Here is a 12,257-nt window from a genome sequence, read left to right as displayed (position 1 = left end):
GGCCCGCTTTATGCCGCAACTTGTTGTTAACCATCGATGTTCGCCCTTTCTTATCCATTCCCGCCGACACTCCGGTCCACTGCGGCAAGCGACGTGGGACGGGAACCGGATCGCCTGCCCGATGCAGCCCAACGGAGCCAGTTGTGCGGGCGTCGCCGGACAGCTACCCTTAGCGTGGTGGCATGATGCCGTTCGAGAAAATCGAGTAAAGCCTTCATGAAGGTCATTGAACGCTACATCATGCGCCGCGCTTTCGTGGTCTTCTTGGCGGCGCTGGTCTGGACGCTGGCCATCGTGTGGACGACGCAGGTGCTGGCCAAGATCGATCTGGTCACCGACAGCGGCCAGTCGTCACTGACCTTCTTCGAGGTCGCGGCCCTCATCCTTCCCTCGATCATCCCGATCGTCGTGCCTTTCGCGCTCGTGGTGGCGGTCGCCCAGACACTCAGCGTCATGAATTCGGATTCCGAGCTCGCCGTCGTCAACGCCGCAGGCGCCTCACGCTGGACGATCGTGCGGCCAATCATGCTTCTCGCCCTTGCGGCCAGCGTTTTTTCCTTTGCGGTCGACAATGGCATAGACCCCTATGCACGGCAGAAAAATCGCGCCCTGGTGGCGGAGTCGCGCGCGGATCTGTTGTCGCTGATCATACAGGAAGGCACGTTCCGGAAGATCGAGGACGGGCTCTTCCTGCAGATCGGCGAGCGGCTTCCCGACAATCGGCTGGGCGGAATCTTCGTCGCCGATTCGCGTGAGGAAGGCGTCAATCTCGTCTATTACGCCAAGACCGGCAGCATCGTCGAACGCGGCGGCGAAAAGGTGCTGATGATGAATGACGGCGTCATCCACCGCAAAACGCTGACCGGGGACCTGTCGGTCATCCGGTTCACGTCCTATGCCTTCGACATGTCGGCCTTCATGTCGGCGGCCGGCCAGGTGACGCTCCTGCCGAAGGACCAGACCACCCAGTACCTGCTCAATCCAAGCCCCAACGACAAGAATTTTCAACAAATCCCCAACGAATACCGTGCCGAAATCAACCAGCGGTTTTCGGAATGGACCTATTCGATGGTCTTTGCCCTGATCGCGCTCGCGGTCGCGGGGGACGCGCGCTCACATCGCGAGGCGCGCGTCAATCCGTTGATCACGGCCATCGCGATATCCCTGTTCGTACGCTGGCTTGGCTTCTTTGCCGCCAGCAAGGCCGACGAGATTCCGCAATATGCCTATATGGTCTATGGCGTGCCCATCGTGGCTTCCGCCGTGGCGATCTGGTTCATCGTGTCCAACCGGACCATGGAACTGCCGGTGGCCTGGGCCGATTGGATGACGAACCTGGCCAGCCGTCTCGGTGATGGCTGGAACGCCCTCAAATTGCGTTGGTCCAGGCGCGACACTTCAGGTCAAGGGGTCGGCTGATGGGCTGGACGCTTGGCCGTTATTTCTTCTTCCGCTACGTGGCGATCACGATCTGGTTCTTCATCGGCCTGCTGGCGCTGGTGTTCCTGATTGACTTCACCGAGCTGTCCGGTCGCACCACCGGTCTGCCCGGCTTCACCTATGGGACGGCGATGGCCATTTCGGGCCTTCGGATGCCGATGATCATGCTGCAGACGGTACCGTTTGTCGGCCTGTTCTCGGCCATGGCGACGCTGGTTTCGCTCAACCGGCGCTACGAGCTGGTCATCGCGCGGTCCGCCGGCGTTTCCGCCTGGCAGTTTCTTTTGCCATGCTGCATCGGGGCTTTACTGTTCGGCTTCGTGTCGGTGGGGCTCATCAACCCGCTGGCCGCGCATGCCTTCTCCTGGTCCGAGCAGATCGAGACCCAGCTGCGCTCCGGCAAATCAAATACGGTTTCGGCCGATGCCGCCCCCTGGATCCGCCAGAAAACCAGTTCCGGTGACACCATCATCGGCGCGCGGGCCATCCTCAACCAAGGCCTGGAGATGGCCGACGCCGTCTTTTTCATCCTCGACCCGCAAGGCAATATCGTCGAGCGCAAGGACGCCGCGCGTGCTTACCTGCGCGACGGCTATTGGGATTTGCAGGATGTGAAGACCTTCAGGAACGGCACCATCCAGCCCACGGCGAGCGATCGTGTGCCGACCAATCTGAAACCAGAATTCGTACAGGAACGGCTGGCGCGCCCGGAAACCATTCCCTTCTACGACCTGCCCGGAAAAATCGAGGTTGCCCGTTCCTTCGGCCTCAAGGCAAATGCCTTTGCCATGCAGTTTGATTCGCTGGTGGCGTTGCCGTTCCTCCTCGTCGCCATGACGCTGATTGCGGCAACAGTTTCAATGAGATTTGCGAGGATGGGGCAATCGGCGACGATGATTCTGGGTGGCGTCGTTGCCGGGTTTCTGCTTTATGTCGTTTCGGTGCTGGTGAAGGCATTCGGCGTGGCGGGGTTCGTGCCGACCGCGATAGCCGCCTGGGTGCCGGTCGTAGTAGCTATGTTCTTCGGGGTGACTTTCCTGCTATACAAGGAAGACGGCTAGTGAGGGAGGCGTTTTTGCCCAGCAACAGGCAGGCCAATTTGGCGCGCCTCTATGCGGCGAGCGCCTTGGCGTGCCTGCTTGCCTGTGGCGTGCCGTTGCCTTCGTTCGCGCAGGATGTCGGCAACATGGCGACCAAGGTTCCGTCCGGCTCGCAGATGCTGCTGGCGGCCGACACGCTGGAGTACAACAACGACAACCAGACCGTGACCGCTATCGGCGGCGTGCAGATCGACTATGGCGGCAACCGCCTCGTCGCCCAGAAGGTGGTCTACAACCGCAACACCAAGCGGATGGTTGCCAGCGGTAATGTTGAAATCGTCAACAGCGACGGCACCAAGATCAATTCACAGCATATCGACATTACTGACGATTTCGCCGACGGTTTCGTCAACGCGCTTCGCGTTGAAACCGTCGACAAGGCCTATTTCGCCGCCGAGAGCGCCGAGCGCATGGGTGGCGTGCTGACCACCTTCCACAATGGCGTCTACACCGCCTGCGAACCGTGCGAGGACAAGCCCGACAAGGCGCCGACCTGGCGCGTGAAGGCCAGGAAGATCATCTGGAACGGCGAGAAGAAGACGGTTCGCTTCGAGAACGCGAATTTCGAATTCTTCGGCTTTCCGCTCGCCTACCTGCCGGCGTTCGAGATCGCCGACCCGACGGTGAAGCGCAAGAGCGGCTTCCTGATCCCGAGCGTCAACTACAACAGCCACTTGGGGTATAGCGTCAAGATCCCCTATTATTTCGCCCTTTCGCCGACTTATGACCTGACGGTGACGGGAAGCGGCTACACCAAGCAGGGCTTCCTTGGAGAGGCCGAGTGGCGGCAGCGCTTCAACAATGGCGAATACAGTTTGAAGATCGCCGGCATTCAGCAGCGGAATCCCGACGCCTTCATCGACAGCGCCGGCCGCAATGTCAGTTCGGGTGCAGCTGGCGATCCGAACAAGTTTCGCGGCATGATGGGCACGCAGGGGCAATTCGCGATCAACGAGCGCTGGGATTTCGGCTGGGATGTGCTGCTGCAGACCGACAAGAACTTCGCCAGCACCTACAATATCGGCAAATACAACGCCGCCGTTCACCAGTCGTCGGTTTACCTGACGGGCCTCAATGGCCGCAACTATTTCGACGTGCGCGCCATGCATTTCGACGTCCAGGAAAATACTCTAAACAGCAATCCCGCTGCGCGCAGCGGCCAGCAGCCTTGGGTGCTGCCGTCGCTCGACTATGCCTACATTCCCGATGTTTCGGTCGCCGGTGGCCAGTTGTCGTTCAATGTCAACACGCGGGTCATCCGCCGCGACGATCTCGATCAGGCATTCAACGTACCATACAACTCCGCTACGCCTGTACAGCGTGTGCGCGGCATCGAAGGCGAGTCCGGGCGCCTGACCGCCGAAACCGAGTGGAAGCGGTCATTCGTCACTGAGGGGGGGCTGGTGCTGACCCCGTTGCTGGCGCTGCAGGGCGACGTCGATTATCTCAACGCCTCATCGGGCTCGCTTGCCGCGATACAAGAAATGGCGGCCAACCCTGACATAAACTCTAAGGAGGATATGCGCTCGTCCTTTGCCCGCTTCATGGCGACCGCCGGGCTTGAAATGCGTTGGCCGGTGCTGTTTTCCATGGCCAGCGGATCCAGCCATGTCTTCGAGCCGATGGCGCAGGTCTTCATGCGGCCGAACGAACAATATGTCGGCGGCCTCTCCGTCCCGAACGAAGACGCCCAGAGCATGGTGTTCGACGCGACCACCCTGTTCGAACGCGACAAGTTCTCTGGTTACGACCGTGTGGAAGGCGGTTCGCGCGCCAATGTCGGCCTGCGCTATTCCGGCTCCTACATCAATGGCTGGGGCACCAACGCCATTTTCGGCCAATCCTATCAGCTTGGCGGCGAGAACTCCTTCGCCGCTCCCGATCTGGTCAATGTCGGCGCCTATTCGGGCCTTCAGAATACCACGTCCGACTATGTCGGCCTCTTTGGCATCAACAGCCCGAACGGCTTCGCGGCCTCGGTCAGCGGCCGCTTCGACGAACAGTCCTTCGAGATTCGCCGCGCCGAGTTCAAGGCTGCCTATTCGGGCCTGCCGGTGTCATTGAGCGCCAAATATGCCTTCATCCAGGCCCAGCCGCTCTATGGCTTCACCACCGACCGTCACGAGGTCACACTCGGAGCGTCGACACATCTCGCCCAGAACTGGCGTGTGTTCGGCACGGGAACCTACGACCTGCAGGAAGGCCCTGGGTCAAGGACGGGGTCGGTTTCGCCTACAACGATTCCTGCTTCACCTACCTGATGACGTACTCGCAGTCGCGCGACCTCAACACCAGGGAGGTGACGCAGAGCATCGGCTTCAATCTGTCGTTCCGCACCCTCGGCGATTTCGGCTCGTCGACCAACGCAGTCAACACCATCCAGTAGTCGGCGACATCGTTTTGCCGCATAGGGCTGGCACGGATTCGCGCACCCGGAAGAGGACGAAATTGGGCGGGACCGGGATAGAATTGGGATGCTAACGATGAGGAAATACCTCTTTTCAGCAGGGTTCGCGCTGCTTGTGGCGGCGACATCCGTGTCAATGACCGTCATGACGCCGCCAGCTTTCGCCAGCGAGATCAAATACGTCGTCAACGACATACCCGTCACCAGCGGCGATATCGCGCATCGTGCCGCGTTCCTGAAGCTGCAGCACAAGAAGGGCGACGCTGCCCAGGAAATGATCGACCAGACGCTGCGCTTGGCCGAGGCCAGGCGGCTTGGTATCCGCATCAGCGACGCCCAGGTGCAGGCTGCCTATCAGCGCTTCGCCACCAACAACAAGATGCAACTCGGCCAGCTTGACGGCGTCATGGAAAAGTCCGGTGTCGGCAAGGACCATTTCAAGGAATTCATCCGTGCCCAGATGGCCTGGAGCCAGGCCTTGAGCGCGCGTTACCGTTCCGGCGAAGGCGGCAGCGTGACCGAGCAAGATGCGGTCAGGCGCATGCTCGACAAGGGCGGAGCCAAGCCAAGCGCCACCGAGTACATGCTGCAGCAAGTCATCTTCGTCGTGCCGCCCGCCGAACGCAGCGCGACGCTGGCCAAGCGCAAGCGCGAGGCCGACGCCATGCGTGCCCGCTTCAATGGCTGCAACACGACGCGCGAGTTTGCCAAGGGCCTGATCGACGTCACCGTTCGCGACCTGGGCCGGGTGCTGGCACCGCAGCTGCCGGCCGACTGGGCCGAGCAGATCAAGGCGACGAAGGTCGGCGGCGCCACCACCACGCGAGAGACCGAACGCGGCGTCGAGTTCATTGGCATTTGCTCCTCGCGCGAAGTGTCCGACGACAAGGCTGCCCAGATGGTGTTCCAGAGCGAAGGCTCCAACGACAAGGCCGCCGAGGATCTCAGCAAGAAGTATGTCGACGAGCTGAAGGCGAAAGCCCGCATCGTCAAGCGCTGACGTGAGCAGCGCGATGACCGCGCTGGCGTTGAGCGTCGGCGATCCATCCGGCATCGGCCCTGAAATCGCCGTCGCGGCCTTCCTGGCGCGCGAGGCTGTTGCCTTGCCGGCCTTTTATCTGCTGGCCGATCCGGCGCTGATCGCCTCGCGGGCAAGTCATCTCGGCGTGTCGGTGCCGATCGTCGAGACAACTCCCGCGCAAGCGGCGCAGATCTTCGCCCATGCCTTGCCGATCGTTCCACTGGCGGCCCACTTTATCGACAGCCCCGGCCTGCCGGATCCGGCCAACGCAGCCGGCACCATCGAGGCTATCGACCGCGCTGTCGCTGCCTGCCTTGCCGGCGAGGCCGCGGCTGTGGTCACCTGCCCTATCGCCAAGAAGCCGCTCTACGATGCCGGGTTCCGCTTCCCCGGCCACACCGAATATCTGGCCTATCTGGCGGTCGGGCACAGCGGCGTCGAGGTGATGCCGGTGATGATGCTGGCTGGCCCCGACCTGCGCACGGTTCCTGTCACCATACACATCGCTCTGGCCGAGGTGCCGAAGGTTTTGACCAGCGAGTTGATCGTCGCGACCGCGCGCATCACCGCCGCTGACCTCGCCAGCCGCTTCGGCATCGCCAAGCCGAGGCTCGCCATTGCCGGCCTCAACCCGCATGCGGGTGAAGGCGGCTCCATGGGGTTGGAGGATGAGCGTATCGTGCGCCCGGCGGTCGATATCCTGCGCGCCGAAGGCATCGATGCTTTCGGCCCCCTGCCGGCGGACACGCTGTTCCATATCCGGGCGCGAGCAGGTTACGACGCGGCGCTGTGCATGTATCACGATCAGGCATTGATCCCCGCCAAGGCGCTGGCCTTCGACGAGGCGGTCAACGTGACGCTCGGCCTGCCTTTCATCCGCACATCGCCCGACCACGGCACCGCCTTCGACATCGCCGGCAAGGGCATTGCACGGCCCGACAGCCTGATTGCGGCGCTGAAGCTTGCCAGAAGGCTCGCCGACACCGACAAAGAGGCTGCGGCCGTATGAGCGCTCCAGCTTCGGATCTTCGGGCATGAGCATCGACGGGCTGCCGCCCCTGCGCGACGTCATCGAGCGCCACGGGCTGCAGGCAAAAAAGGCGCTCGGCCAGAACTTCCTGCTCGACCTCAACTTGACCGGCAAGATCGCGCGCAGCGCCGGCGATCTGACAAATGCCACGGTGATCGAAGTTGGGCCGGGACCTGGAGGACTGACAAGAGCGCTGCTTTCCAACGGCGCCCGCAGGGTCGTCGCCATCGAGCGCGACGAACGCTGCCTGGCCGCCCTTGCGGAAGTCTCCGCCCATTATCCCGGCCGGCTGGAGGTGATCTCCGGCGACGCGTTGAAGACTGACTTCGCCGCGCTTGCTTCCGCGACCGACGGACATGGCGGCCCGGTGCGGATCGTGGCCAACCTGCCCTACAATATCGGCACGGAACTGCTGATCCGATGGTTGACGGTCCCGGACTGGCCGCCCTTCTACGCCTCGATGACGCTGATGTTCCAGCGCGAGGTGGCCCAGCGCATCGTCGCCGCGCCTGGCAGCGATGCCTATGGCAGGCTTGGCGTGCTGGCCGGCTGGCGCACGCAGGCCAGGATCGCTTTCGATGTGCCGCCCCAGGCATTCACGCCGCCACCCAAGGTCACCTCTTCGGTGGTGCATCTGGAGCCACGCGCGACACCCCTGCCCGCCAATGTGAAAAAACTTGGCCGCGTCACCGAAGCCGCCTTCGGCCAACGCCGCAAGATGCTGCGGCAGAGCGTGAAAAGCCTCGGCGGCGAGGCCCTGCTGAAACGCGCCGGCATCGATCCGACCCGACGCGCCGAAACACTCAGCGTGGAGGAATTCGTGCGGCTGACCAATGCTGCGTAGCTTCCCTCTGCCCGTTTACGGGGAGAAGGAGGAGGCGTTCACGCCGTCTTCTCGTCCAGCAGGCCGGAGACGAAATCGAACAGACCGGGCCGGCGGTCCCGCCGCAGCCGCTCGGCAACAACGATGCCGCGCACTTCGGCGAAGGCACGGTCGAGATCGTCATTGACGATGACGAAATCATATTCCTTCCAGTGCTCGATCTCCGTACGGCCGTTCTTCAGCCGTGTCTCGATCACCGCTTCCTGGTCCTCGGCGCGGCGTTTCAGCCGCGACTTCAACTCCTTCATCGATGGCGGCAGGATGAAGATCGAGACGATATCGGCGCGCATCTTTTCCTTGAGTTGCTGGGCGCCTTGCCAGTCGATGTCGAACAGCATGTCGCGTCCCTGCGCCAGCGCCAGTTCGGCCGGCTCACGCGGCGTCGCATAGCAATTGCCGTGCACTTCGGCCCATTCGAGCAGCGCGTCGGAATCGCGCAGCCGCTCGAACTCGCGCATCGTCCGGAAATGGTAATGAACGCCCTCGATCTCGCTGCCGCGGCGCGGCCTTGTGGTGACCGAGACCGACAGTTCGAGGCTGGAATCGCTTTCCAGAAGATTGCGCGCGATTGTCGACTTGCCGGCACCTGACGGCGACGACAGGACGAGCATCAGCCCCCGGCGGCGAATGCGGGACCCCAAATCCCTGGGAACCATCGGTTCCTTGGCAACCATCGGCTACTCCAGATTCTGGACCTGTTCACGAAACTGGTCGACCACGGCCTTCAGTTCCAGCCCGATCGCGGTGACGGCGGCGGCGTTCGACTTCGAGCACAGCGTATTCGATTCACGGTTAAATTCCTGTGCCAGAAAATCGAGCTTGCGACCGACCGCGCCGCCTCCCGTGAGCAGCGCTCGGCCAGACGCGACATGCGTTTTCAACCGGTCGATCTCTTCGCGAATATCGGCCTTGGTGGCGAGGAATGCCGCCTCCATGTGCAGCCGGCTGGCGTCCAGATTGGCGGACGCGTCCATCAACAGCCTGACCTGTTCGCCGATGCGTTCGCGGATCGCCGCCGGATCGCGCGACGAGTCCGCTTCCGCGCGCAGCGTCAATACCTCGATGACGTCAATATGGCCGGACAGCAGCAGAGCCAGTGCAGCGCCCTCACCGTGCCGTGCCTGTTCCAGGCCCTTCAGCGCCACGTCGAGCGCAGCCATGATGGCGGTGTCAAGCGCGGTGCGCGCCTCTTCAGTCTCGACGGTTTCAGGAATGTCGAGCACGCCACGGAGCGACAGCAACCCGTCGGCGGTCGCGGGGGCAACGCCGAACTGCTCCTGCAATCGCTTGGCAAGACCCGCAAGGTCTTTCAGAAACGCTTCGTTGACGACGGGTTGTGCCTGCGCGCCGGCAGCGCGGCCGATGGTCAGCGTCGCCTGGAAATTGCCGCGGGCGAAACGCTTCTGCAGTGTTTGCCTGACCGCCGGCTCCAGCCGTTCGAAACCTTGCGGCAGCCGCAGCCGCACCTCGACGCTCTTGCCGTTGACGGACTTGACCTCCCAAGCGATGGAGGTGCCGTCATGCTCGGCGACGGCGCGGGCAAATCCGGTCATGCTCTGCAAATTCATGTCGCCTGCATATCCTTGGCGCATCACCCCGAAACCGGTTTTCCGGACAAGGGCAAGTGCTGCGTAAAAACGATCACGCCCGCGTGCATCGAAATCCGACGCTTGGCGTTCCTTCAAATGTCAGGCCGTCGCCTTGCGGGCAACGCCTTTCTTCCTCTTACTGGGCAGCGCCCGCATCGCCGCCGGCGTCGCCATTGTCGCCACCGCTGGTGTCGCTTCCGCTGCCGTCGGCAGGCTTGTCCGCATTGTTGCCGCTGGTACCAGCGGCCGAGGCGGCCTTGGCCGCCTCATCGGCCTGCTTCTTCTGCAACGCGCGATAGCGGGCAACGTTCTCATTGTGCTCATCAAGCGTCGCGGCAAAAACGTGACCGCCTGTGCCGTCGGCGACGAAATAGAGATCGTCGGTCTTGGATGGATTGGCAACGGCCTCAAGTGCCGCACGGCCCGGATTGGCGATCGGTGTCGGCGGCAGGCCGCTGATCGCATAAGTATTGTAGGGCGTCAGCTTCTGGATGTCGGACTGGTAGATCGGGCGGTCGGCGGGCTTTCCCTTGCCGCCAAACAGACCATAGATGATGGTCGGATCGGATTGCAGGCGCATCCCCTTGGCCAGCCGGTTCAGGAAGACGGCAGCAACGCGCGAACGCTCGTCACCCCTGCCGGTTTCCTTCTCGACGATCGAGGCCAGGGTGACGAATTCCTGGACATTGGCCAGCGGCAGGTCCGGCGCACGCCGCTGCCATACCTCATCGACCAGTTTCTTCTGATCGGCCAGCAGCTTGTCGATCATCTGCTGGCGCGTCGCGCCACGCGTGAAGCGCAGCGTGTCGGTGGCAAGGCTGCCCTCCGGCGGCATGGCCGCGGGCATGACGCCGCTCAAGGCGGGTTCGTCGGCGATGCGCTCCAGTGCCTGCTCGACGGTCAGCCCCTCCGGAATGGTCAGCGAATACATCACCGACTTGCCGCTCTTCAGCAACTCCATGATGTCGCGCATGGATGCCCGGGGCTTGATCGCATATTCGCCGGCCTTGAGTGCGGAATCATTGCCAAAGGCGCGCACACCAAGACGGAATACGCGGGCGTCAGTGATCAGGCCGCGGCGCTCAAGCTGGTCGGCGATGTCCTGGACGCCCGTGTTCGGCTTGACGAGGAAGGTGTCGCTATTGGCCGAGGGGCCGGGCTCGGTGAATTCCTGTTTGCCGAAATAGAGCGCCGCGCCTGCCGCCAGAACCGTCAGGATCACCAAAGAGATGACGAAGTTCATGAACACGACGACCTGGCTGCGCGAAGCACGCGAGCGCTTCGGCGGCGGCGTTCCAGCTTCCGGTCGCAAGGCCTCGCTGGCCGTCTTCGGTACGATCGGCCCGGTGTTAGCGGGCCGCTGCCCCGATTCTCCGTTGCCCGCCGGATTTGTGTTCATTTCGCCCTACCGTTTGATCTCTCAACGAATCCCCTGCGGCAGAGTAGAGGCGAATATGGCAAAATTGACGGCACGCCAAAGCGGCGTCCGGCAGCCGGACGATCAGCCATTGTAGCGCTGGAACACGAGCGAAGCGTTTGTGCCGCCGAAGCCGAAGGAGTTGGACAATGCTACGTCGATCTGGCGGGAGCGAGGCTTGTTGGGCACCAGGTCGATCGCCGTTTCGCGCTCAGGGTTGTCGAGATTGATGGTCGCCGGCGCGATATTGTCCCTGATAGCGAGGATCGAAAATATCGCCTCAGCGGCACCCGCCGCCCCCAGGAGATGGCCGATCGACGACTTGGTCGACGACATCGAAATCTTTGAGGCGGCATTACCGGCCAGCCGCTCGACAGCGCCGAGTTCGATCGTGTCGGCCATGGTCGAAGTGCCATGCGCGTTGATGTAGTCGACATCGGCGGGCGTAAGCTTGGCCCTGTTCAACGCCGCGGCCATGCAACGGAAAGCGCCGTCGCCGTCCTCGGCCGGTGCGGTGATATGATAGGCATCGCCAGTGAGACCGTAGCCGGTCACCTCAGCGTAAATCTTGGCGCCGCGGGCCTTGGCGTGCTCGAGATCTTCCAGCACGACAACACCGGCACCCTCGCCCATGACGAAGCCGTCGCGGTCACGATCGTACGGGCGCGACGCCGTCTGCGGGGCATCATTGCGCTCGGTCGACAGTGCCCGGCATGCGGCGAAGCCGGCGATCGACAGCCGCGTCACCGGCGCTTCGGCGCCGCCCGCGACCATGATGTCGGCATCGCCCCACATGATCAGCCGGGCCGCATCGCCAATGGCGTGCGCGCCGGTCGAACAGGCCGTGACGACGGAATGGTTCGGGCCCTTCAGCCCGTGCCGGATCGAAACCTGGCCGGAGACGAGATTGATGATCTGACCCGGGATGAAGAACGGGCTGATGCGGCGCGGACCGCGCTCCTTCAGGATTATCGCATTCTCGGCGATACCCTCGATGCCGCCGATGCCCGAGCCGATCAGGACGCCGGTGGCGCACTGTTCGGCATGGGTTTTCGGTTGCCAGCCGGAATCCTTCAGCGCCTCGTCGGCGGCGGCAATCCCGTACAGGATGAAGTCGCCGATCTTGCGCAGTTCCTTCGGCTCGAGCACGGCCTCGGGATTGAAGGTGGCATTGCTGCCGTCACCACGCGGAATGACGTGAGCGATCTTGCAGGCAAGATCTTCCACCTCGAACTCGGTGATGCGCCTGGCGGCGCTGCGGCCGGTCAGAAGTTCCTTCCAGCTGTGCTCGAAGCCCATGCCAAAAGGCGACAACAATCCAAGGCCCGTGACGACGACACGCCTCATCGCAGGTCCTCCCCGGTGATGAC

At 62.8% G+C, this 12,257-nt stretch carries 10 protein-coding genes and 1 pseudogene; 7 read left to right on the top strand and 4 right to left on the bottom strand.

What is annotated here, in order from left to right:
• Nucleotides 1-216: 216 nt before the first annotated feature.
• From lptF to rsmA, 6 genes and pseudogenes are all read left to right on the top strand, one after another.
• Nucleotides 217-1,419 carry an LPS export ABC transporter permease LptF gene (gene lptF / locus FJW03_RS05005; RefSeq protein ID WP_140765550.1) on the top strand — a complete coding sequence of 401 codons (1,203 nt, stop codon included), beginning with the start codon at nt 217-219 and terminating at the stop codon, nt 1,417-1,419.
• Nucleotides 1,416-2,501, top strand: a complete 1,086-nt coding sequence (gene lptG, locus FJW03_RS05000; protein ID WP_181165658.1) for an LPS export ABC transporter permease LptG — start codon at nt 1,416-1,418, stop codon at nt 2,499-2,501. Before lptF ends, lptG begins: the two co-directional genes overlap by 4 nt.
• Nucleotides 2,501-4,926 (top strand): annotated as a pseudogene (locus FJW03_RS04995) (LPS-assembly protein LptD). Before lptG ends, FJW03_RS04995 begins: the two are co-directional and overlap by 1 nt.
• Nucleotides 4,927-5,014: 88 nt before the next feature.
• On the top strand, nt 5,015-5,947 hold the full coding sequence (locus tag FJW03_RS04990; protein WP_181173281.1) for a peptidylprolyl isomerase: 933 nt from the start codon (nt 5,015-5,017) through the stop codon (nt 5,945-5,947).
• 13 nt (nt 5,948-5,960) lie between these two features.
• Nucleotides 5,961-6,977, top strand: coding sequence for a 4-hydroxythreonine-4-phosphate dehydrogenase PdxA (gene pdxA / locus FJW03_RS04985; RefSeq protein ID WP_181169137.1), 1,017 nt, complete (start codon nt 5,961-5,963; stop codon nt 6,975-6,977).
• A gap of 25 nt (nt 6,978-7,002) precedes the next feature.
• Nucleotides 7,003-7,842 (top strand): 16S rRNA (adenine(1518)-N(6)/adenine(1519)-N(6))-dimethyltransferase RsmA, encoded by an 840-nt coding sequence (gene rsmA / locus FJW03_RS04980; RefSeq protein WP_140765544.1) that lies wholly within the window; start codon nt 7,003-7,005, stop codon nt 7,840-7,842.
• A gap of 38 nt (nt 7,843-7,880) precedes the next feature.
• Here the strand turns inward: rsmA and gmk are convergent, their stop codons facing one another.
• From gmk to mltG, 3 genes are all read right to left on the bottom strand, one after another.
• A complete protein-coding gene (gmk, locus tag FJW03_RS04975) occupies nt 7,881-8,537 on the bottom strand; it encodes a guanylate kinase (protein ID WP_140765657.1) in 657 nt (218 codons plus the stop codon).
• Between the two features lie 21 nt (nt 8,538-8,558).
• On the bottom strand, nt 8,559-9,449 hold the full coding sequence (locus FJW03_RS04970; protein ID WP_140696354.1) for a YicC/YloC family endoribonuclease: 891 nt from the start codon (nt 9,447-9,449) through the stop codon (nt 8,559-8,561).
• Between the two features lie 157 nt (nt 9,450-9,606).
• The gene (mltG, locus tag FJW03_RS04965) at nt 9,607-10,713 is read right to left on the bottom strand and encodes an endolytic transglycosylase MltG (protein ID WP_226890588.1); all 1,107 of its coding nucleotides are present in this window, start codon (nt 10,711-10,713) and stop codon (nt 9,607-9,609) included.
• Between mltG and FJW03_RS04960 the strand changes: the two genes are divergently transcribed.
• The gene (locus FJW03_RS04960; RefSeq protein ID WP_226890587.1) at nt 10,700-10,984 is read left to right on the top strand and encodes a hypothetical protein; all 285 of its coding nucleotides are present in this window, start codon (nt 10,700-10,702) and stop codon (nt 10,982-10,984) included. The genes mltG and FJW03_RS04960 overlap by 14 nt on opposite strands.
• On the opposite strand, the gene fabF is transcribed toward FJW03_RS04960, so the two are convergent.
• Complete coding sequence (fabF, locus tag FJW03_RS04955) at nt 10,972-12,234, bottom strand: beta-ketoacyl-ACP synthase II (protein ID WP_140610836.1); 1,263 nt, start codon at nt 12,232-12,234, stop codon at nt 10,972-10,974. The two genes, FJW03_RS04960 and fabF, sit on opposite strands and share 13 nt — an antisense overlap.
• Nucleotides 12,235-12,257: the final 23 nt, after the last annotated feature.

The sequence above is a fragment of the Mesorhizobium sp. B4-1-4 genome (assembly GCF_006439395.2).
GTDB lineage: Bacteria > Pseudomonadota > Alphaproteobacteria > Rhizobiales > Rhizobiaceae > Mesorhizobium.
This window is presented reverse-complemented; position numbering and strand designations above follow the sequence as displayed.

Excerpts from the sequence above, each read along its gene's own strand:
- lptF (WP_140765550.1), top strand. The coding sequence starts at position 217 with ATGAAGGTCATTGAACGCTACATCATGCGCCGCGCTTTCGTGGTCTTC.
- FJW03_RS04990 (WP_181173281.1), top strand. The coding sequence starts at position 5,015 with ATGCTAACGATGAGGAAATACCTCTTTTCAGCAGGGTTCGCGCTGCTT.
- pdxA (WP_181169137.1), top strand. The coding sequence starts at position 5,961 with ATGACCGCGCTGGCGTTGAGCGTCGGCGATCCATCCGGCATCGGCCCT.
- rsmA (WP_140765544.1), top strand. The coding sequence starts at position 7,003 with ATGAGCATCGACGGGCTGCCGCCCCTGCGCGACGTCATCGAGCGCCAC.
- gmk (WP_140765657.1), bottom strand. The coding sequence starts at position 8,537 with ATGGTTCCCAGGGATTTGGGGTCCCGCATTCGCCGCCGGGGGCTGATG.
- FJW03_RS04970 (WP_140696354.1), bottom strand. The coding sequence starts at position 9,449 with ATGAATTTGCAGAGCATGACCGGATTTGCCCGCGCCGTCGCCGAGCAT.
- FJW03_RS04960 (WP_226890587.1), top strand. The coding sequence starts at position 10,700 with ATGACGAAGTTCATGAACACGACGACCTGGCTGCGCGAAGCACGCGAG.
- mltG (WP_226890588.1), bottom strand. The coding sequence starts at position 10,713 with ATGAACTTCGTCATCTCTTTGGTGATCCTGACGGTTCTGGCGGCAGGC.
- fabF (WP_140610836.1), bottom strand. The coding sequence starts at position 12,234 with ATGAGGCGTGTCGTCGTCACGGGCCTTGGATTGTTGTCGCCTTTTGGC.